This is a genomic window from Tsukamurella ocularis (assembly GCF_965138335.1).
Classification (GTDB): domain Bacteria; phylum Actinomycetota; class Actinomycetes; order Mycobacteriales; family Mycobacteriaceae; genus Tsukamurella; species Tsukamurella ocularis_A.
In genome coordinates this window covers 467,218-486,726 of sequence record NZ_CBCSDV010000001.1, presented here as the reverse complement: position 1 = coordinate 486,726, position 19,509 = coordinate 467,218, and the positions used below count along the sequence as shown (strand labels likewise).

The window sequence follows — 19,509 nt, the reverse complement described above, 5'->3', positions numbered from 1 at the left end:
GTCAGCGCCGACCGAAGGTGAAGGCGAGGTCCCAGGGATCCGCGTCCCACCGGCTGATCGCCTCGATCATCACGGTCGGGGCGGTCGCCACGGTCTCCGGGCTCGACGGTGCGCTGATCGTCGCCGTCCGGTCCCACTCGTCGACGTAGGGCGCCCACAGGTCGGATTCCCGCGGCGGCGGCGCGGTCTCGACGACGGTGACGAAGACGCCGGGCTCGGCGCCGGCGGGCAGCACCGCGAAGAGGCAGAAGGGCTCGCGACCGGCGTCCCGAGCGCCCCGCTCCACGACGAGGTACTCGTCCGTGGCCGCACAGTGCTCCACCGCCCGGGTCAGCACCTCCCGGAAGTCCTCGAAGGTCGACCGGGAGGGCCGCTTCTCCGGTCCCAGCGCCACGACCTGCTCCTCCATGGTCAGGTTCCCGTCAGCGCCGCGCATCGGGGCTCGAGGACGGACCAGGAGCGCACCGTCGGCCTCGGAGAGCCGCGCCGCCTCGCGGTACCGGCCCTCCTTCCGCGAAGCGCGGCCGATCCGGCCGGTCGCCTGCACCTGGCGGAGCCACGCGTCGTCGGGCACCGACCAGAGGCGGGCGACACCGTCGTCCGACCAGGTCCGCACGAGGCCCCCGACGCAGGGGCTGATCTCGACGAGACCTGCGGAACCCTCGGGCTGCGCGTGCGATCCGGGCATCGTCGGCCCCCTAGAGGTACGCCGCGGTGCTTCCGGCGACGGGCAGCGCCGGCATGCCCAGCTTGCGGTGGTCCCACGAGCGCACGCGGTCGCCGCGCAGGCGCACCGCGACCCGCTTCTTCATCATCTCGTCGATGGCGGGCTTGAGCTCCTCGGAGTACGGGCCGAAGTAGCGCTCGTAGACCTGCTCGCAGACGGCACGCACCGTGGCCTCGTCGTCGACGATCTCGGCGGCGCCCTCGATGGTGACACCGCGGAGCTGGTCGTAGGACTGCCCGGCCTCGATCGAGACGCTCATGACCGGGTTGCGGCGCAGGTTCACGACCTTCTGCGACTTGGACTTCGTCTCGATCCAGAGGTCGCCGTCGATCACGGCGTACCACATGGCGACGAGGTGCGGGGCCCCGCTCGCGCCCAGGGTGGCGATGGTGGCGGTGCGGCTGCGGTCGAGGAAGTCCTCGATCTCCGCCTCGGTCATCTGGATCTGGCCGCGCTGATTCGTTCCCATGGGGTCAGCGTGCCAGGTTCAGGCGGTCGACGGCATCCTCGAACTCGCCGACCAGGTCGGCCATGATCTCGGCGACGGGCCGCACCGCGTTCATCCGGCCCACGATCTGGCCGACCGGCATCGCGACGACCGACGGATCGCCCGAGGCGTGGATCCGGCTGTGCGCCTCTCCCACCAGCAGGTTCTGCAGGGGCATGGGCAGGGCCGACGGTGCGCCGGGCTGCTCCCAGGCGTCCGTCCACCGGGTCTTGAGCAGGCGCGCGGGCTTGCCCGAGAAGATCCGGGTGCGCACGGTGTCGGCACTCGTCGCGGCGACCAGGGCGTCCTGCATGGTCTGCGACGCGGTGTGCGTCTCGAGATACTCGGTGGTGGTGAGCCAGTAGGAACCCATCCACACGCCCTCGGCGCCGAGGGTCAGGGCCGCGGCGATCTGCCGACCGGAGCCGATGCCGCCCGCGGCGACGACGGTGGCGTCGTCGCCCACCTCGTCGACGATCTCGGGAAGCAGGACCATCGAACCGATCTCCCCGGTGTGGCCGCCCGCCTCGTAGCCCTGCGCGATGACGATGTCGACGCCGTTGTCGACGTGCGCGCGGGCGTGCTTGGCGCGGCCGGCGAGTGCCGCCACCTTGACGCCGTGCTCGTGCGCGGCGTCGATGACGTCCTTCGGCGGCGAGCCGAGGGCGTTGGCGATCAACGAGATGCGGTGCTTGAGCGATACATCGACGTGCGAGCGGGCCACCGAGTGCAGCCAGCCGAGCACGCCCGCCCCGGCGGCACCGTCCGGCAGCTCCGGCACACCGAGCTCGCGGAGCGTGCGCTCCACGAACGCTCGGTGCTCGGCGGGGATGAGCTCGGTGAGGTCGACCGCGCTGCCCTCGGTGGGCACCTTGTTGGGCATGACGATGTCCACGCCGTAGGGCCGGCCGTCGGTGTTGGCGTCCATCCAGTCGAGGACGGCGTCGAGCTCCTCGGGGTCGTTGAACCGGACGCAGCCGAGGACGCCCAGGCCGCCGGCCCGGGAGACCGCTGCGGCCACGTGCTCGGACGGGGTGAAAGCGATGACCGGGTACTGGATGCCCAGGTCCTCGCACAGGGGTGTGCGCATGAATCCTCCTGAAGAGTTCTTTCCTCCAAACTAGAACCTGTTACTGTCCGGGGAAGCGGATTCCCGCAATTGCCGATCCTCGTTTCGGCGAGGTCCTCGACGTCAAGGAGCCTCACGCATGACCGACGCCCCGCACGCCCTCGTCGAGCAGCGCGGCCACACGCTGCTCATCACCATGAACCGGCCGGAGCGCAAGAACGCGCTCACCGGCGAGATGTTGCAGATCCTCAGCGACGCCTGGGACCGCATCGACGCCGATCCCGAGATCCGCAGCGCGGTGCTCACCGGCGCGGGCGGCGCCTTCTGCGCCGGGGCGGACCTGAAGAACATGGCGAAGTCGAACCCGGGCGACGCGATGTCCGAGGGCGGCGGCTTCGATCCGGCCCGGATCCCCGGGCTGATCAAGGGCCGCCGGCCGGGCAAGCCGCTCATCGCCGCTGTCGAGGGCGCCGCCATCGCGGGTGGCACGGAGATCTTGCAGGGCACCGACATTCGCGTTGCCGGTGAGAGCGCGAAGTTCGGCGTCTCCGAGGCGAAGTGGAGCCTCTACCCGATGGGTGGCTCAGCCGTCAGGCTGCCTCGGCAGATCCCCTACACGGTCGCGGCGGATCTGCTGCTCACCGGCCGGCACATCACCGCCGCCGAGGCCAAGGAGTACGGGCTCATCGGCCACGTCGTGCCCGACGGCGGCGCGCTGGACAAGGCCCTGGAGCTGGCCGACCTGATCAACGCCAACGGCCCCCTGGCCGTGCAGGCGATGCTGCGCACCATGCGCGCGACCGAGGGCATGCACGAGGAGGAGGCCTTCGCCATCGACGCGAAGGAGGGCCTGCCCGTCTTCCTCTCCCGCGACGCGAAGGAGGGCCCGCGCGCCTTCGCCGAGAAGCGCACCCCGGTCTTCGAGGGCCGCTGACCGAATCCCACGCGCTACCTCCCTCCGTGACTTAACAGCAGTAGAGCCCTGATCTTTCGGCCGAAGATCAGGGCTCTACTGCTGTTAAGTCAGAAATCAGGCGTACTGGGCGCGGAGCGCCTTCTTGTCGGGCTTGCCGAGCGGGCTGACGGGGATCGACTCGACGAGGTCGACGGTCTTCGGGGTGTAGACGGCGCCCTTGCGGTCGCGGACCAGGTCGCGCAGCTCCTCGACGTCGACGGTCGCGCCGGCGCGCGGCACCACGACCGCCTTGACCGCCTCGCCCCACTTCTCGTCGGGCACGCCGATCACCGCGACCGAGGCGACGGACGGGTGCGTCGAGATCACGTCCTCGACCTCGCGGGGGAAGACGTTGAAGCCGCCGGTCACCACCATGTCCTTCTTCCTGTCGACGATGTACAGGTAGCCCTCGTCGTCGAACCGGCCCACATCGCCGGTGTGCAGCCAGCCGTGCTCGGTGGCCTCGGCGGTCTGCTCCGGCTTGTTCAGGTAGCCCTGCATCACCAGCGGCCCGCGCACGCAGATCTCCCCCGGCGCACCGGGTTCGACGGGGCGCCCGGCGTCGTCGAGCAGCGCGACGTTCACCCACGGGACCGGCTTGCCGCAGCTCGCCAACCGCTCCGGCTTCGACGGGTCGTGGTCCTCGCGGCGGAGCACCGCGATGGTCATGGGGCACTCGGCCTGGCCGTAGAACTGGAAGAACTTCGGGCCGATCCGCTCGATCGCCTCGGTGAGCCGGGTCGGCGAGATCGCGGAGGCGCCGTAGAACACCGTCTCCAGGCTGGAGAGGTCGTAGTCGTCGAACCTCGGGTGATCGAGCAGCGCGTAGATCATGGTGGGGACCAGCATGGTCGCGGTGATCCGGTACTTCTCGATCGCGGCGAGCACGGCCTCCGGCTCGAACCGGGGCAGCACCACCATCGAGCCGCCGGACATGGAGGTCGGGTTCCAGAACGCACCACCCGCGTGGCTGAGCGGCGCACACACCAGGAACCGGATCTCCTCCGGCCATTCCCATTCCGTGCGCTGGATGCGTAGCAGCGCCGCGCCACCGGAGTAGCTGAGCATGACGCCCTTGCTCTTGCCGGTGGTCCCGCCCGTGTACGCGAGGCTCGCGGTCGACGACGGGTCGGCGGTGTGCGCGGCGAGCGCCCCGGGCTCGAATCCCGCTGCGACGGCGGTGAGGTCGACCCCGTGCTCAGTGGGGCCCAGCGACAGCAGCGTCTTCAGTCCGGGCACGCGTTCCCGCAGGTCCGCGGCGCGCTGTTCGTAGAGCCGCGGGTCGTAGATGAGCGTCTCGATGCCCGCGTCCTCCATGACGTAGACGTGGTCGTCGAGCGAGCCCATCGGGTGCAGCGCGGCGAACCGGACGCCGGTGATCAGGTTGGTGGACTGGGCGATCAGCACCTCGTGCCGGTTGCCGGAGAGCATCGCGACGGGGCTGCCGACGCCCAACCCGAACGACGCGTACGCCTGGGCGTACTGGCTCACCTCATCGCGCACCTGCGCGTAGGTCAGGGTGCTGTCCCCCTCGGCGCCCGTGACGTGGACGGCGACGCGGTCCGGATAGGAGGCGAGGGAGCCGAGCAGGATGTCGCCGGCGAGCGGCTCGCGATGCAGATCGTCCATGGAATCACCTCGTGGATCGTGGCGGGGATACGGCGCGGAAACGCGGTACGAACGCATCCCACGGTAAGGGTTTCCCACCGTTTCCGGGATATCCTTGCGCCAAAAAGTTAGAACATGTTTCACTCGTGAGGTGACCGCAGAATCGCAGACCCTCTCGGCGCCGATGATCATGTCGTTCGACTACACCCGGTCGCTCGGTGCGATCCTGGGCGCGTTCATGACGAACCTCCGTGAGCGCCGGATCGTCGGCACCCGGGACTCCGCCGGGCGGGTGCACGTCCCGCCGCTGGAGTTCGATCCCGAGACCACCGCCGCCCTCACCGAGATCGTTCCGGTCTCCGATTCCGGCACCGTGACCAGCTGGAGCTGGAACGCGCACCCCGTCGACGGACAGCCCTTCGATCGACCCTTCGCCTACGCGCTGATCAGGCTCGACGGTGCCGATACGGCGCTCCTGCACGCCGTCGACGTCGCGAGCAGCGACGAGATCTCGACCGGCATGCGCGTGCACGCCCGCTGGGCCTCCGAGACCACGGGCGCGATCGGCGACATCGTGTGCTTCGTCCCCGGCGAGGGCGACGGTGTCCCGGAGGTCGACGCGCCGGCCGGCGAGCCGATCGAGATCCTCACCACCCCCGTCGAACTGCGGCTCGAGCACTCGGCGTCCGTACCCGAGACCCGGTACCTGCGTGCGCTCGCCGAGGGCCGGCTTCTGGGGCAGCGGTGTTCCACCTGCGGCAACGTCTACGTGCCGCCGCGCAACGCGTGCCCCATCGACGGCATCCCCACCACGGAGGAGGTGGACCTCCCGGACACCGGCGTCGTCACCACCTTCTGCGTGGTCAACGTCCCGTTCCAGGGGCAGCGGATCAAGCCCCCGTACGTCGCCGCCTACGTGCTCATCGACGGTGCCGACATCCCGTTCCTGCATCTCGTGCTCGGCTGCGATCCCGCCGACGTCCGCATGGGCATGCGTGTGCGGGCCTCGTGGAAGCCCCGCGAGGAATGGACGGAGAGCCCCGGCAACATTTCGCACTTCGAACCGACCGGTGAACCGGACGCCCCCTACTCCAGTTACGAGAAGCACCTGTGATGTCGCGAAACAGCACCGATCCGGACGGCTCCGTCGCCGTCGTCGGCTACGCAGCCACGCCGTCGCTGCGCGCCGCCCAGACCACCACCAACGGCGTCGAGATGTTGATCCCGCTCTTCGCCGACGTCTTCGAGCAGACGGGACTCACCAAGTCCGACATCGGATTCTGGTGTTCCGGCTCGTCCGACTACCTGGCGGGACGCGCCTTCTCCTTCATCGCCGCGATCGACTCCATCGGCGCCGTACCGCCGATCAACGAATCGCACGTGGAGATGGACGCCGCGTGGGCGCTGTACGAGGCGTGGGTCAAGATCCGCACCGGCGAGATCGACACCGCGCTCGTCTACGGCTTCGGCAAGTCCTCGGCGGGCGTCCTGCGCCGCACCCTCACCATGCAGCTCGACCCCTACACCGTCGCGCCGCTGTGGCCCGATTCGGTGTCCGTCGCAGCGCTGCAGGCCCGCGCGGGCATCGACTCCGGCGCGTGGACCGAGGCCGACATGGCCGCCGTCGCCGCGCGGAGCCTCGGCGACGCGACCGGCAATCCGGGGGCGCAGCTCTCGCGCACCGTCGACGTGCAGACACTCCTCGACCAGCCCCTGTGGGCGGACCCGTTGCGCCGGCACGACATCGCGCCCGTCACCGACGGCGCCGCCGTCGCGATCCTGGCCTCGGCCGAGCGCGCCCGCGAGATCCGGGAGAACCCGGCGTTCATCACCGGTCTCGAGCACCGGATCGATTCGCCCGCGCTGGGCTCGCGCGATCTCACGCAGTCCCCGTCGACCACTGCCGCGGCCCGCGCCGCCGGGGCCGACGGCGTGCAGCTCGCCGAGCTGCACGCACCGTTCACGCACCAGGAACTGATCCTGCGCAAGGCGATCGGGCTCGGCGACGACGTGCGGATCAACCCGTCCGGCGGCGCACTCGTGGGGAACCCGATGTTCTCCGCCGGCCTCGCCCGGATCGGCGAGGCCGCGCGCGCGGTGTGGAACGGCGACGCGGACCGCGTCCTCGCGCACGCCACCGGCGGACACGCACTGCAGCAGAACCTGATCGCCGTGATGGAGGCCAAGTGATGGGTAAGTCCACCGCCGTGCTCGGTACGGGCCAGACCCACCACCGCGCCAAGCGCACCGATGTGTCCATGGCGGGCATGATCCGCGAGGCCGTCGACGCCGCGCTCGTGGATGCCGGCACCACGATGGCCGACATCGACGCCATCGTGATCGGCAAAGCGCCCGACATGTTCGAGGGCGTCATGATGCCCGAGCTCTTCCTCGCCGACGCGCTCGGCGCGGTCGGCAAGCCGCTGTTGCGCGTCCACACCGCGGGCTCGGTGGGTGGATCCACCGCCGCCGTCGCCGCGGCGCTCGTCAAGTCGGGTGTGCACCAGCGGGTGCTCACCGTGGCATGGGAGAAGCAGTCCGAGTCGAACGCCATGTGGGCCCTGTCGATCCCGGTTCCGTTCACGGTGCCCGTCGGCGCCGGCGCGGGCGGCTACTTCGCCCCCCACGTGCGTTCCTACATCCGCCGCTCCGGCGCACCGTCGCACGTGGGCGCGATGGTGGCGGTGAAGGACCGGCGCAACGGCGCCCGGAACCCCTTCGCGCACCTGCATCAGCCCGACATCACCCTCGAATCCGTGCAGGCGTCCCAGATGCTCTGGGACCCCATCCGCTTCGACGAGACCTGCCCGTCGTCCGACGGTGCCTGCGCGATCGTCCTCGGCGACGAGGAGGCCGCGGCCGAGTCGGAGGCCGCGACCGGCAATCGCGTCGGCTGGGTGCTCGCCACCGCCATGCGCACCGAGCCCCTCGCCTACGCGGGCCGCGAGCACGTCAGCCCCCGCGCGGGCCAGGACGCCGCGGCCGCGCTCTGGCGAGACGCCGGCATCACGGACCCGCTGCGCGAGGTCGACGCCGCCGAGATCTACGTGCCCTTCTCGTGGTTCGAGCCGATGTGGCTGGAGAACCTCGGATTCGTGCCCGAGGGGCAGGGGTGGAAGCTCACCGAGTCCGGCGGCACCGAGATCGGCGGCGAGCTGCCGGTCAATCCGTCCGGCGGCGTGCTCTCCTCCAACCCCATCGGCGCGTCGGGCATGATCCGGTTCGCCGAGGCCGCCAAGCAGGTCATGGGGCGGGCCGGGGACTACCAGGTCGACGGTGCCCGCAAGGCCCTCGGGCACGCCTACGGCGGTGGCTCGCAGTACTTCTCCATGTGGCTGGTGGGCGCGGACAAGCCGCAGTAGCCCCGCCGCGGAGCCGAGCCGGCCGCCCGGCACACGCGCGACGCTAGCGGTCGGCCCGCCACAGGTGCCCACCCACGACCACCGCCACCGCAACGGCCGCCGCCGCGAACCACGCGGGCCCCGCACTCGCGCTGACGCGTTCGAGAGCGACACCGGCGCCCGCCGGGCCGGTGACTGCGCCCACGTTGAGCGCCGCGGTGGCGTAGGAGCCCGCCATGCTGGGCGCCGGCCCTGCGGCCGAATCGATCACGAGGGCGATCAGCGTCCCGCCGACGGCGAACGCGAGCAGGCCGGCCGCCGGGACGGTCGTCAGCAGAATGAGAGGTTCCCCGGCGCCGACGGCGAGCACCGCCCACACGCCCACCAGGGTCGGGGCGGCCGTGACGAGAAGCGTCCACGGGTGTGCGTCGCCGATTCGTCCGACGAGGGCTACTCCGATGCAGGCCCCGGCGCCGAAGAGCAGCAGTACGAACGGGATCCACGCGGGTGAGAGCGTCTCCTGCGCCGGGACGGCGAGGAACGTCAGCACCCCGAAGGTTCCTGCGTTCACCAGCGCGGTCAGAGCAAGCAGCACCGCCGTCCGCGCGTGCCGGAGCGCGCGGATCTCCCCGCGCAACGACGGCCCGCCGGCGGCGTCGGAACGATTCCCCGGCGCTGCTCCGAGGATCGCGACGAACGGCGGCACACAGAGCACCGCGACCGCCCAGAACAGGACGCGCCACCCCGCGGCGGAGCCGACGAGCGCGCCGACGGGGACGCCCGCGACCATGGCGACGGTGGTGCCGGCCAGCAGGACCGACAGCGCCCGCGCACGCCGTTCGGGCCCCACGGCGGCCGCCGCCACCGTGAAGGCGACGGCGAGGAATCCGGCGTTGGCGGCCGCCGCCAGTACCCGGGTACCGAGCAGCACCGGCAGGGATGCGGTGAGCGCGCCGACGGCGTGGGCCGCCGCGAACACCGCGAGGAACACGAGCAGGGCCGCGCGCGGAGGCCACCGTCGCGCGAGGGCGGCGGTGGCCGGCGCGCCGACGACCATGCCCAGCGCATAGGCGGAGACCAGGCCACCTGCGGCGGACGTGGTGACCGCGAGGTCGTCGGCGAGGGCCGGCAGGACGCCGGAGAGCATGAATTCGGAGGTACCCATCGCGAAGACGGCGAGGGCGAGGAACAGGACGAGCCGAGGCACGGAGAACTCCTGGGACGAGGGAAACGAGGGCATCGTCTCCGGTCGCCGCAGTCGGCTCGATCAGCGCACGTCGACGCGCTGCACGGGGCCGACGGCGGGACCGGCGACCCCTTCCTCATCGGATTCGGGTGTGCTCACCGGCGCCACAGTAGTCCGCACGCGACACTCGAGGCGATCCGTTTTCGGGAGAACCGCAATGAGACGCCCTCCGAAGCCTGATTCGGCTTCGGAGGGCAGCAGGATGCGAAGTCCTCGGGGGATCGGCTACTCGTACGCGACCTTCCAGTGCTTGATGCCGTTGAGCCAGCCGGAGCGCAGGCGCTGCGGGGGCTCGAGCTCACGCAGGTTCGGCATGACGTCGGCGATCGCCTTGAACATCAGGTCCATCTCCAACCGGGCGAGGTTCGCGCCCACGCAGTGGTGGGTGCCCGAGCCGCCGAAGCCGACGTGCGGGTTCGGGTCGCGGAGGATGTTGAAGGTGTACGGGTCCTCGAAGGCGTCCTCGTCGAAGTTGGCCGAGGCGTAGAACAGCGCGACGCGCTGGCCCTTCTTGATCGTCTGCTCGCCGAGCTGGACGTCCTCGAGCGCGGTCCGCTGGAACACCGACACCGGCGTCGCCCAGCGCACGATCTCGTCGGGCGCGGTGCGCGGCCGCTGCTCCTTGTAGATCTCCCACTGCTCCGGGTAGTCGACGAAGGCCTTCATGCCGTGACTGATGGCGTTGCGCGTGGTCTCGTTGCCCGCCACCGCGAGCAGCAGCACGAAGAAGGCGAACTCGTCACTGCCGAGCCCGTCGCCGTCGATGTCCGCCTGCACCAGCGTGGTCACGATGTCGTCCATCGGACACTTCCGGCGCTCCTCCGCGAGGTTCCACGAGTAGCCCGTGAACTCGGTCATCGCGGTGAGGTAATCGCCCTCGAACTCGGGATCGTCGTAGGCCATCATCGAGTTCGACCAGTCGAAGAGCTTCTTGCGGTCCTCCTGGGGCACGCCGAGCAACTCGGCGATCGCCTGCAGCGGCAATTCGGAGGCGACCTGCTCGACGAAGTCGCCGCCGCCGGCCTTGCGGGCCTCGTGCACGATCTGCTCGGCCCGCTCGGCCAGGGCGTCGTGCAGCGACTGCACCGCCTTCGGCGTGAAGCCGCGCGAGATGATGCGCCGCGTCTTGGTGTGCTGCGGCGGGTCCATGTTCAGCAGCAGCATGCGCTGCATGTCGATCTGCTCGCGCTCGATCTCCGGCCCGAACCGGATGATGGCGCCGTTCTCCCAGTTCGAGTACTGCTTCGGGTTCCGGGAGATCGCCTTGATGTCCTCCAGCTTGGACACCACCCAGAAGCCACCGTCGTCGAACCCGGTGGTGCCGGGCGGGATGTCCTGCCACCAGACCGGAGCCGAGCGCCGCAGCTCGGCGAACTCGGCCTCGGGCCGCCGCTCCGACCACAGGTCGGGGCTGGTGAAATCGAACCCCGCGGGGAAGTGCACGCTCACGCCGCCTCCTCAAGCGTCTCTACCCGGTCTCTGGCCAGGCGTATCTGAAACATGTTCTACTCATTGAAGCACAGACCGTCCGCTCGTGAGCTAGATTGCGAAGGACGCTGGCAGCACAGCAGTTACACAGGGACGAACCAGCCGCGGCGCCACCGCATGAGGCTCGACAGAGCCGGAGATCGGCGCCACAATCGAGAACGTGCTCTACCCATCGGGACGAGCCGAGAATGTGAGGAACGATCGATATGGGCATCCCCGTCATCGTCGACGCCGTCCGCAGCCCCATCGGCAAGCGGGGCGGCTGGCTGAGCGGACTGCACCCCGCCGAACTCCTCGGCGGCACCGTGACCGCGCTGCTCGAGCATGCGGGGGTCGATCCCGCCCAGGTCGAGCAGATCATCGGCGGCAATGTCACCCAGGCCGGCGAGCAGGCCGGCAACATCACGCGCACGGCCTGGCTCAACGCCGGCCTGCCCGAGCTCACCGGCGCCACCACCATCGACGCCCAGTGCGGCTCGGCGCAGCAGGCCACGGGCCTCATCGCGGGCCTCATCGCCACCGACGCCATCGCGACCGGCGTCTCCTGCGGCGTCGAGTCCATGAGCCGCATCCCGCTGGGCGCCAACCGGCCGGAGGGCCTCGGCAATTCGCGGCCTCCGTCGTGGACCATCGACATGCCGAACCAGTTCCTCGCCGCCGAGCGGATCGCGGAGCGCCGGGGCCTGAGCCGCGAGGACATCGACGCCTTCGGCCTCGCCTCGCAGCGCAAGGCCCTGCAGGCCTGGCAGGAGGGCCGGTTCGACCGCGAGGTCGTCTCGCTCAAGGCGCCCGCCATGGCCGACGGTGCGCCCACCGGCGAGACCATCGAGGTCTCGCGCGACCAGGGTCCGCGCGAGAGCACGCCGGAGGGTCTCGCCAAGCTCAAGCCCATGCTCGACGGAGGCCGGCACACCGCCGGAACCTCCTCGCAGGTCTCCGACGGTGCCGCCGCCGTCCTGCTCATGGACTCCGATCACGCGGCCGCGCTCGGCCTGACCCCGCGAGCGCGCATCGTCTCCCAGGCCCTCGTCGGCGGCGAGCCCTACTACCACCTGGACGGCCCGATCCGTGCCACCGAGCGCGTCCTCGAGCGCTCGGGCCGCGCGTTGAGCGACATCGACCTCTTCGAGGTCAACGAGGCCTTCGCCTCGGTCGTGCTCTCGTGGCAGCAGGTGATCGGCCCCGACCCGGACAAGGTCAACGTCAACGGCGGCGCGATCGCGCTGGGCCATCCGGTGGGCTCCACCGGCGCCCGCCTCATCACCACCGCGCTGCACGAGCTGGAGCGGCGCGATGCGTCGACCGCCCTCATCGCGATGTGTTGCGGCGGCGCGATGGCGACCGGCACCATCATTGAGCGGATCTGAGCCCATGCGCGTAGCAGTCACCGGCGCGGCCGGATTCGTCGGCGGGAACCTCCTGCACCAGCTCGTCGAGCAGGGGCACGAGGTGGTCGCGATCGACCGCACCTCGTCCCCGCACGCCCCCGAGGGGGTGCGGTGGGTTCGGGCCAGCGTGCTCGAGCCGACCGAGATGCGGGCGGCGCTCGAGGGCGTGGAAGTGGTCTACCACCTGGTCGCGATGATCACGCTGCGGATGCAGGACGAGGCCGCGTGGCGACTCAACACCGAGGGCGTGCGCGTGGTGGCGCGCGCGGCACTGGACGCCGGCGCCCGGAAGATGGTGCACCTCAGCTCGATCCACGCCTTCGATCAGGACCTGGTCGACGTGATCGACGAGAGCGCCCCGCGGTCCGAGCGGCCCGAGATCCCCGTCTACGACCGGTCCAAGTGGGCGGGCGAGCAGGAACTCCGCACGGTCATCGACGACGGCCTGGACGCCACCATCTGCAACCCCACCGGCGTGTGGGGTCCGGCCGATCACGGTGCGGCTCTCTCGCGGCTGAACCGGCTGGCGTGCACCGCGGCCCGCGGCCGGATGCCTGCGTTCGTCTCGAAGGCGGGTTTCGACCTGGTGGACGTGCGGGACGTCGCGACCGGCGTGATGCTCGCAGCCGAGAAGGGCCGCACCGGCGAGAACTACCTCCTCGGCGGCGAATTCGCACCGATCGTGGACGCGATGCGGCTCGCGGCGCAGGCGGTCGGCCGATCCGGTCCGCGGGTGGTGGTGCCGATCGGCGCACTCGCCGCGATCATGCCGGTGCTCGAACCCATCGGCGCCCGACTGGGCTCGGACGTGCTCTCCAAGGCCGCCCTCGGCCCGCTCTTCGCCTCGCCGCTCGTGGACATCTCCAAGGCGCGCAACGAGCTCGGCTACTCGCCGCGGCCGATGGCGACGACCGCGGAGGACCTCGTGCGGTTCTTCCAGGACTCGGGCCGGCTGTAGACCGGACGGCCCCACCGACTCGGCACCTCCCCTCGCCGAGACGCGGCCGGCCGCGCGGAGATCTCCTCCCGCGCGGCCGGCATCGTCGTCCCGAGGGTCAGGCGCCGTACACGGGCTCCGGCGTCCGAGCCTCACCGAGGAGGCCCCGCACCACCTCTCCCAACTCCGAGGGGGCCCAGCGGGCCCCCTTGTCGCGCTGCGGGCCGTGGCGCCAGCCCTGCGCCACCGAGACCTTGCCGCCCTCGACCTCGAAGACGCGGCCGGTGACATCGGCGGACTCGGTGCTGCCCAGCCACACCACGAGCGGCGAGATGTTCTCCGGCGCCATCGCATCGAAGCCGCCCTCGGGCGCGGCCATGTCGTCGGCGAAGGTCACCTCCGTCATGCGGGTCCGGGCCGCCGGGGCGATCGCGTTCACGGTGATCCCGTACCGGCCCATCTCAGCGGCGGCCTGGATCGTCATCTCGGCGATGCCCGCCTTCGCGGCGGCGTAGTTGCCCTGACCGACACTGCCCAGCAGTCCTGCACCGGAACTGGTGTTGATCACCCGGGCATCGGGCCGCCGTCCCGCCTTGGACTCGTCGCGCCAGTACGCGGCCGCGTGGCGCAGCATCGCGAAGTGCCCCTTGAGGTGCACCCGAGTGACCGCGTCCCACTCCGCCTCGGACATGTTCACCAGCATCCGGTCGCGGAGGAAGCCCGCGTTGTTGACCAGCACGTCCAGGCGGCCGAACTCGTCGATCGCGCTGCGCACCAGCGCCTGTGCGCCGTCCCAGTCCGCGACGTCGGAGGCGTTCGCGATCGCGCGACCACCGGCGGCGCGGATCTCGTCCACGACCTGCTGCGCCGGGCCCGACGAGGCGTCCGCACCGTCGAGCCCCACGCCGTAGTCGTTGACCACGACGGCCGCGCCCTCCGCGGCGTACGCGAGCGCGTGAGCGCGGCCGATGCCGCGCCCCGCTCCGGTGACGATGACGACGCGACCGTCGACGATTCCTGTCATTGTTCTTCTCCTCGTTGGTGGTTCGGGTCTACCGGGCGTCGCGATCGGCGTTCGCCGCGGCCAGGAAGGCGGGGCGCTCGCCGCCGCCGTGGACCAGTAGGGTCGCGCCCGTGACGTAGGACGACAGCGGCGAGGCGAGGAAGGCGGCGCACGCCCCCACCTCCTCGGGATCGGCCAGGCGGCCGAGGGGCACGGTCGCGCCGATCGCCGCGATCCCGGCGTCGTCGCCGTAGTGCTGCTCCGCCGCTTCGGTGCGCACCATGCCCACGTCGAGCGCGTTCACCCGCACCGCGGGCGCCCACTCCACCGCGAGACTCCCGGTGAGGGAGTCCAACCCGGCCTTCGCGGCCCCGTAGGCGGCGGTGCCCGGCGACGGACGCGTGGCGCTGACGCTCGAGACGTTGACGATCGACCCGCCCCCCGCCTCCTGCATCACGGCGTTCGCGTGCTGCGCGACCAGGAGCGGCGCCAGCAGATTGAGCCCGACGACCTTCTCGTGGAACCGGGGCGAGGCCGTGGCCGCATCAGAGAAGGGCGCGCCGCCGGCGTTGTTCACCAGCACGTCGAGCCGGCCGTGCCGCGCGACGACGCCGGCGATCAACGCCTCGACCTGCTCCGGTTCGCGGACGTCGGCGGCGACGAACTCGGCGACGGCACCGTCGGCCTCCACCGGGCTCTCGGGTTCCCGACGGGCGCACACCACCACGACGGCGCCGTGCCGGAGGAAGACGCGGGCGATCCCCGCGCCGATCCCCCGGACGCCGCCGGTGACCAGCACCACCGCGCCGTCGAGTCCGAGATCGCTCCTCGCAGGTGCGTTCGCCACAAGATTCACCACTTCCCATTCCGGCCGACCGGGCTTCGGTGGTAGCGTACCAAGCAATTGCTAGGTTTAGATCACGTTCTACCTGTCTACCTCGAAGGAGTCGGTGTGCCTTCACCGATCACGACCACCGTCGACAAGCCCGGGATCCACACGATCACCGTCGACGCGCCGCCCGTCAACGCCCTCACCGTGCAGGGCTGGTTCGACCTCGCGAACGCCATCACCGAGGCGGGACGCGACCCGTCGTGCCACGTCGTCGTCGTGCGCGCAGCGGGACGCGGCTTCAACGCCGGCGTCGACATCAAGGAGATCGACGCGGCGCAGGCGGCCGGCGACGGCTACGGCGCCCTCATCGGCGCGAACCAGGGCTGCGCCGCTGCCTTCTCCGCCGTCTACGACTGCGCGGTGCCCGTGATCGTCGCCGTGAACGGCTTCTGCCTCGGCGGGGGAATCGGCCTCGTCGGCAACGCGGACGTCGTCGTCGCCTCCGATGACGCCACCTTCGGTCTCCCCGAGGTGGACCGCGGTGCGCTCGGCGCCGCCACCCACCTCGCCCGGCTCGTGCCCCAGCACCTCATGCGGACGCTGTACTTCACCGCCGGCACCGTCACCGCCCAACAGCTGCACCACTTCGGATCGGTGTACCGCGTCGTGCCGCGCGCCGAGCTCGACGACGCCGCGCAAGAGGTGGCGCACGCCATCGCGGCGAAGGACACCCGCGTGATCCGCAAGGCCAAGGAGGCGATCAACGGGATCGACCCGGTGAACGTCCACACCAGTTACCGATTCGAGCAGGGCTTCACGTTCGAACTCAACCTCGCCGGCTACTCGGACGAGCACCGGCGGGAGTTCGTCGCCAGCGGGCGCACCGTCGGCCAGGCGTCCAGCGCCGGCAGCGGAGCGAGCGAGCGGCCCGTTTCCGACGACGCAGCACAGGAGAACGCATGAGCGACAAGACCATGACCGCCGAGCAGGTGGTCGCCCAACTCGAGGACGGCATGACGCTGGGCATCGGAGGGTGGGGCTCGCGGCGCAAGCCGATGGCCCTGGTGCGGGCGATCCTGCGTTCGGACCTCACGGACCTCACCGTGGTGTCCTACGGCGGTCCCGACGTGGGCCTGCTCGCCGCCGCGGGGAAGATCCGGAAGCTCGTCTTCGGCTTCGTCACCCTCGACACCGTGCCCATCGACCCGAACTTCGCGCGCGCCCGCCAGTCCGGCGCGATCGAGGTCGCCGAGTGGGACGAGGGCATGTTCGCCGCGGGCCTCAAGGCCGCGGTACAGCGCCTGCCGTTCCTGCCGATCCGCGCGGGCCTCGGCTCGTCGGTGATGGACGTCAACCCGGACCTGCGCACGATCGTCTCGCCCTACGCCGACGGCGAGGAGTTGGTCGCGGTGCCGGCCCTGCGGCTCGACGCCGCGCTGGTGCACATGAACCGCGCCGACGCGCGCGGCAACGCTCAGTACCTCGGGCCCGACCCCTACTTCGACGACGACTTCGCCCTCGCCGCCGACCGCTGCTACGTCTCGTGCGAGCGGATCGTGCCGACCGAGGAGCTGGTGGCCGGCGGCCCCGTCCAGTCGCTGCTCATCAACCGCAGCGCCGTCGCCGGCGTGGTGGAGACGCCGAACGGCGCGCACTTCACCACCGCCGTGCCCGATTACGGGCGCGACGAGAAGTTCCAGCGGCACTACGCCGCGAGCGCCAAGGATCCCGCCGCCTGGGCCGCGTTCGAGCAGCGCTTCCTCAGCGGCGACGAAGCGCACTACCAGGCTGAAGTGGCCGCGTGGGCGGCGGAGGAGACGACGAAATGACCGACATCACCCGCGCCGAAGTCTGCGTGGCCGCGATCGCCGACCTGTTCCGGGACGACGGCGAGATCACCGCCAGCCCGATGGGCCTGATCCCATCGCTGGGCGGGCGGCTCGCCCGGCTCACGTTCGCCCCCGACCTGCTGCTCTCGGACGGCGAGGCCTACCTCATCGCCGACGCGGCGAACCCGTCCGCGGGCATCGAGGGCTGGCAGCCCTTCAAGAAGGTGCTCGACGTAGTGGTCCCGCACGGCAAGCGCCACGTCATCATGGGCGCCAGCCAGATCGACCGGCACGGCAACCAGAACATCTCCGCCATCGGTGAGCACCGCGCACCGTCGCGCCAGCTGCTGGGCGTGCGCGGCGGGCCCGGCAACACCGTGAACAACCGCACCTCGTACTGGATCCCGAAGCACTCGACGCGCGTCTTCGTGGAGTCCGTCGACGTCGTCAGCGGCGTGGGCTACGACCGCGCGCGTGCCGCGGGGCCGTCCGCCTCCCGGTTCCACGACATCCACCGCGTGGTCACCGATCTCGCCGTTCTCGGCTTCGGCGACGACGGCGCGATGACCCTGCTGTCGGTGCATCCGGGTGTCACCGAGGCGCAGGTGCGGGAGGCCACCGGCTTCGCGCTGGCCGGCTCCGGAGTACCGGAGACCCGCACGCCCACCGGCGAGGAGCTCGACCTGATTCGCACCGTCGTGGATCCGAAGAACCTGCGCAGCAAGGAGGTTCCGGCGTGACGCTGCGGACCCGTTTCACCGAGCTGGTCGGCGTCGAGCACCCGGTCGTGCAGACCGGCATGGGGTGGGTCTCCGGCGCGCACCTGACCGCGGCCACTGCGAACGCGGGCGGGCTGGGGATCCTGGCGTCCGCGACCATGACCTACCCCGAGCTCGAGGCGGCGATCACCAAGACCAAGGAGCGCACCGACAAGCCCTTCGGCGTCAACCTCCGGGCCGACGCGGAGGACGCGCCGCAACGCGTGGACCTCCTGATCCGCGAGGGCGTCAAGGTGGCCTCGTTCGCGCTCGCCCCGAAGCCGGACATGATCGCGAAGCTCAAGGACGCCGGGATCGTGGTGATCCCGTCGGTCGGCGCGGCACGGCACGCGGAGAAGGTCGCCTCGTGGGGCGCCGACGCGGTGATCGTGCAGGGCGGCGAGGGCGGCGGCCACACCGGCGGCGTCGCCACCACGCTGCTGCTGCCCTCGGTGCTCGACGCGGTGGACATCCCGGTCGTCGCCGCCGGCGGCTTCTTCGACGGCCGCGGCCTCGCCGCCGCGCTCGCCTACGGCGCCTCGGGAGTCGCCATGGGCACCCGCTTCCTGCTCACCCGCGACAGTCGGGTCCCCGAGTCCGTGAAGGCCGAGTACCTGCAGCGCGGCCTCGGCGACACGGTGGTCACCACCAAGGTCGACGGCATGCCGCACCGGGTCCTACGCACCGCGCTGGTGGACGCGCTCGAGCGCTCGCACGGCGTCGCGACCCTCGTGCACGCGGCGGTGAACACCGTGCGCTTCCAGGCGTTGACGGGGGTCTCCTGGAAGGGCCTCGTCGGCGAGGGGCTGGCCATGAAGAAGGGCGGCGATCGCACGTGGAGCCAGCTGATGATGTCGGCGAACACTCCGATGCTGCTGCGCGCGGGCCTCGTCGAGGGCAACACCGAGGCGGGCGTCCTGGCGTCGGGCCAGGTGGCCGGCATCATCGACGATCTTCCGACGGTCGCCGAGCTCATCGAACGGATCGTCACCGACGCCGAGTCCCGACTCGACGAGCTCGCGCGACTGCGCGCATGATCCGCCCGGTCGCGGAGCACGCGGCCCGGGACGGGCGGGCCGGCGGCGGATTCTGCGGAGGATCCCGCCGCCGGCCCGGTCTCGACCTCAGGCGAAGCGCATGACCTCGCTGTAGACGGTCTTGGAGTCGTCGAAGGTGCGCGACGAGACCGTCAGGGTCGCGTAGGCGACGGCGTCGACACTGCCGATGCAGCCCTCGATGCTCACCCGCTTCTCGCCGAACCGCACGCCGAAGGTCTCGCCCGCCTTCGGCTTCGCGATCTCCTTGGTGCCCACCGGCAGATAGACGATGGCGCCCGGTGCCGTCTTGATGACCTGGTTCTGCGTCAGCCCCAGCGACCCGCCGACCCCGACGAGAGCCGCGCCGGCGGCCGGGATGCTGCCCGCGAGCGCACCGGCGGCGCCGATGGTCTGGTTGCTCCCGATCCAGGACTCGAAGCCGCCATCCTTGACGCCGCAGGCGACGACGTAGCCGACCTCGACCGAGGCCGCGTCGGCACCGCCGCCGCTCGCCAGGATCGTCGACTCCGCCTTACCGTCGACGTAGGCGAGCCGGGACTTGTTGTCCCCCGCGAGCGGAGGGAACAACTTGGCCTTGAGATCCTTCAGGGCGATCTTCGCCCGGAGCCCCTCCGGCGAGCTCAGATTCTGCGTCGCGCCCTTCACCGGCCCGGACGGGTTCTGCGGGGTGATCTGCGCGGAGGCCTGACCGGCGACGGCCGCCGACATCATCGCGGTCACCATGACCGCGCCCGTTGCAACGACGCTGATACGTCTCACTGTTCGACTCCTTCGTCTCCAACT

19 protein-coding genes are annotated in these 19,509 nt (G+C 71.0%); 10 read left to right on the top strand and 9 right to left on the bottom strand.

The annotated features are described in order from the left end of the window. Position 1: 1 nt before the first annotated feature. Genes ACNAYW_RS02535 through ACNAYW_RS02525 form a run of 3 tightly spaced genes read right to left on the bottom strand, consistent with a single transcriptional unit; the run spans position 2 to position 2,304 of the window. Positions 2-688, bottom strand: coding sequence for a hypothetical protein (locus tag ACNAYW_RS02535; RefSeq protein WP_415848169.1), 687 nt, complete (start codon positions 686-688; stop codon positions 2-4). A gap of 10 nt (positions 689-698) precedes the next feature. Next, positions 699-1,196, bottom strand: a complete 498-nt coding sequence (locus tag ACNAYW_RS02530) for a pyridoxamine 5'-phosphate oxidase family protein (protein ID WP_415848168.1) — start codon at positions 1,194-1,196, stop codon at positions 699-701. A 4-nt stretch (positions 1,197-1,200) separates the two neighbouring features. Beyond that, entirely contained in the window at positions 1,201-2,304 is a 1,104-nt protein-coding gene (locus tag ACNAYW_RS02525; protein ID WP_415848167.1) for an NAD(P)H-dependent flavin oxidoreductase, read from the bottom strand. A gap of 118 nt (positions 2,305-2,422) precedes the next feature. Between ACNAYW_RS02525 and ACNAYW_RS02520 the strand changes: the two genes are divergently transcribed. Next, entirely contained in the window at positions 2,423-3,217 is a 795-nt protein-coding gene (locus ACNAYW_RS02520) for a crotonase/enoyl-CoA hydratase family protein (RefSeq protein ID WP_415848166.1), read from the top strand. 96 nt (positions 3,218-3,313) lie between these two features. On the opposite strand, the gene ACNAYW_RS02515 is transcribed toward ACNAYW_RS02520, so the two are convergent. After that, entirely contained in the window at positions 3,314-4,867 is a 1,554-nt protein-coding gene (locus ACNAYW_RS02515) for an AMP-binding protein (RefSeq protein WP_415848165.1), read from the bottom strand. Between the two features lie 163 nt (positions 4,868-5,030). Between ACNAYW_RS02515 and ACNAYW_RS02510 the strand changes: the two genes are divergently transcribed. From ACNAYW_RS02510 to ACNAYW_RS02500, 3 genes are read left to right on the top strand one after another with little or no spacing between them, the layout of a single operon-like run. Further along, positions 5,031-5,960, top strand: a complete 930-nt coding sequence (locus ACNAYW_RS02510) for a Zn-ribbon domain-containing OB-fold protein (protein ID WP_415848218.1) — start codon at positions 5,031-5,033, stop codon at positions 5,958-5,960. Continuing rightward, positions 5,960-7,036 (top strand): thiolase domain-containing protein, encoded by a 1,077-nt coding sequence (locus ACNAYW_RS02505; RefSeq protein WP_415848164.1) that lies wholly within the window; start codon positions 5,960-5,962, stop codon positions 7,034-7,036. The genes ACNAYW_RS02510 and ACNAYW_RS02505 overlap by 1 nt, the downstream gene beginning before the upstream one ends. Then, the gene (locus ACNAYW_RS02500; protein ID WP_415848163.1) at positions 7,036-8,208 is read left to right on the top strand and encodes a thiolase domain-containing protein; all 1,173 of its coding nucleotides are present in this window, start codon (positions 7,036-7,038) and stop codon (positions 8,206-8,208) included. Before ACNAYW_RS02505 ends, ACNAYW_RS02500 begins: the two co-directional genes overlap by 1 nt. A gap of 43 nt (positions 8,209-8,251) precedes the next feature. Here ACNAYW_RS02500 and ACNAYW_RS02495 read toward each other — a convergent pair whose 3' ends face one another. Both ACNAYW_RS02495 and ACNAYW_RS02490 read right to left on the bottom strand, forming a co-directional pair. Beyond that, a complete protein-coding gene (locus tag ACNAYW_RS02495) occupies positions 8,252-9,394 on the bottom strand; it encodes an MFS transporter (RefSeq protein WP_415848162.1) in 1,143 nt (380 codons plus the stop codon). A 264-nt stretch (positions 9,395-9,658) separates the two neighbouring features. Next, complete coding sequence (locus ACNAYW_RS02490; protein ID WP_146485110.1) at positions 9,659-10,882, bottom strand: cytochrome P450; 1,224 nt, start codon at positions 10,880-10,882, stop codon at positions 9,659-9,661. Between the two features lie 245 nt (positions 10,883-11,127). Here ACNAYW_RS02490 and ACNAYW_RS02485 point away from each other — a divergent pair, with 245 nt between their 5' ends. Together ACNAYW_RS02485 and ACNAYW_RS02480 are read left to right on the top strand one after the other, a co-directional pair. Then, positions 11,128-12,288, top strand: a complete 1,161-nt coding sequence (locus ACNAYW_RS02485) for a steroid 3-ketoacyl-CoA thiolase (protein WP_415848161.1) — start codon at positions 11,128-11,130, stop codon at positions 12,286-12,288. Between the two features lie 4 nt (positions 12,289-12,292). Continuing rightward, positions 12,293-13,267 (top strand): NAD-dependent epimerase/dehydratase family protein, encoded by a 975-nt coding sequence (locus ACNAYW_RS02480; protein WP_415848160.1) that lies wholly within the window; start codon positions 12,293-12,295, stop codon positions 13,265-13,267. A gap of 97 nt (positions 13,268-13,364) precedes the next feature. Here the strand turns inward: ACNAYW_RS02480 and ACNAYW_RS02475 are convergent, their stop codons facing one another. Beyond that, on the bottom strand, positions 13,365-14,270 hold the full coding sequence (locus ACNAYW_RS02475) for an SDR family oxidoreductase (RefSeq protein WP_415848159.1): 906 nt from the start codon (positions 14,268-14,270) through the stop codon (positions 13,365-13,367). 28 nt (positions 14,271-14,298) lie between these two features. Continuing rightward, positions 14,299-15,096 carry an SDR family oxidoreductase gene (locus tag ACNAYW_RS02470; protein ID WP_415848158.1) on the bottom strand — a complete coding sequence of 266 codons (798 nt, stop codon included), beginning with the start codon at positions 15,094-15,096 and terminating at the stop codon, positions 14,299-14,301. A 105-nt stretch (positions 15,097-15,201) separates the two neighbouring features. Here ACNAYW_RS02470 and ACNAYW_RS02465 point away from each other — a divergent pair, with 105 nt between their 5' ends. From ACNAYW_RS02465 to ACNAYW_RS02450, 4 genes are read left to right on the top strand one after another with little or no spacing between them, the layout of a single operon-like run. Further along, positions 15,202-16,044 carry an enoyl-CoA hydratase family protein gene (locus ACNAYW_RS02465; protein ID WP_415848157.1) on the top strand — a complete coding sequence of 281 codons (843 nt, stop codon included), beginning with the start codon at positions 15,202-15,204 and terminating at the stop codon, positions 16,042-16,044. Further along, positions 16,041-16,910: a CoA transferase subunit A gene (locus ACNAYW_RS02460; RefSeq protein WP_415848156.1), complete on the top strand. Its 870-nt coding sequence runs from the start codon at positions 16,041-16,043 to the stop codon at positions 16,908-16,910. Before ACNAYW_RS02465 ends, ACNAYW_RS02460 begins: the two co-directional genes overlap by 4 nt. Then, a complete protein-coding gene (locus tag ACNAYW_RS02455; RefSeq protein WP_415848155.1) occupies positions 16,907-17,650 on the top strand; it encodes a CoA-transferase subunit beta in 744 nt (247 codons plus the stop codon). Before ACNAYW_RS02460 ends, ACNAYW_RS02455 begins: the two co-directional genes overlap by 4 nt. Next, a complete protein-coding gene (locus ACNAYW_RS02450; RefSeq protein ID WP_415848154.1) occupies positions 17,647-18,705 on the top strand; it encodes an NAD(P)H-dependent flavin oxidoreductase in 1,059 nt (352 codons plus the stop codon). The genes ACNAYW_RS02455 and ACNAYW_RS02450 overlap by 4 nt, the downstream gene beginning before the upstream one ends. A gap of 87 nt (positions 18,706-18,792) precedes the next feature. On the opposite strand, the gene ACNAYW_RS02445 is transcribed toward ACNAYW_RS02450, so the two are convergent. Continuing rightward, a complete protein-coding gene (locus ACNAYW_RS02445; RefSeq protein ID WP_415848153.1) occupies positions 18,793-19,485 on the bottom strand; it encodes an MspA family porin in 693 nt (230 codons plus the stop codon). Positions 19,486-19,509: the final 24 nt, after the last annotated feature.

Bases quoted from the DNA above. Each gene is read 5' to 3' on its own strand.
- ACNAYW_RS02515 (WP_415848165.1), bottom strand. From the start codon at position 4,867: ATGGACGATCTGCATCGCGAGCCGCTCGCCGGCGACATCCTGCTCGGC.
- ACNAYW_RS02485 (WP_415848161.1), top strand. From the start codon at position 11,128: ATGGGCATCCCCGTCATCGTCGACGCCGTCCGCAGCCCCATCGGCAAG.
- ACNAYW_RS02505 (WP_415848164.1), top strand. From the start codon at position 5,960: ATGTCGCGAAACAGCACCGATCCGGACGGCTCCGTCGCCGTCGTCGGC.
- ACNAYW_RS02535 (WP_415848169.1), bottom strand. From the start codon at position 688: ATGCCCGGATCGCACGCGCAGCCCGAGGGTTCCGCAGGTCTCGTCGAG.
- ACNAYW_RS02480 (WP_415848160.1), top strand. From the start codon at position 12,293: ATGCGCGTAGCAGTCACCGGCGCGGCCGGATTCGTCGGCGGGAACCTC.
- ACNAYW_RS02475 (WP_415848159.1), bottom strand. From the start codon at position 14,270: ATGACAGGAATCGTCGACGGTCGCGTCGTCATCGTCACCGGAGCGGGG.
- ACNAYW_RS02530 (WP_415848168.1), bottom strand. From the start codon at position 1,196: ATGGGAACGAATCAGCGCGGCCAGATCCAGATGACCGAGGCGGAGATC.
- ACNAYW_RS02500 (WP_415848163.1), top strand. From the start codon at position 7,036: ATGGGTAAGTCCACCGCCGTGCTCGGTACGGGCCAGACCCACCACCGC.
- ACNAYW_RS02525 (WP_415848167.1), bottom strand. From the start codon at position 2,304: ATGCGCACACCCCTGTGCGAGGACCTGGGCATCCAGTACCCGGTCATC.
- ACNAYW_RS02455 (WP_415848155.1), top strand. From the start codon at position 16,907: ATGACCGACATCACCCGCGCCGAAGTCTGCGTGGCCGCGATCGCCGAC.
- ACNAYW_RS02460 (WP_415848156.1), top strand. From the start codon at position 16,041: ATGAGCGACAAGACCATGACCGCCGAGCAGGTGGTCGCCCAACTCGAG.
- ACNAYW_RS02520 (WP_415848166.1), top strand. From the start codon at position 2,423: ATGACCGACGCCCCGCACGCCCTCGTCGAGCAGCGCGGCCACACGCTG.
- ACNAYW_RS02510 (WP_415848218.1), top strand. From the start codon at position 5,031: ATGATCATGTCGTTCGACTACACCCGGTCGCTCGGTGCGATCCTGGGC.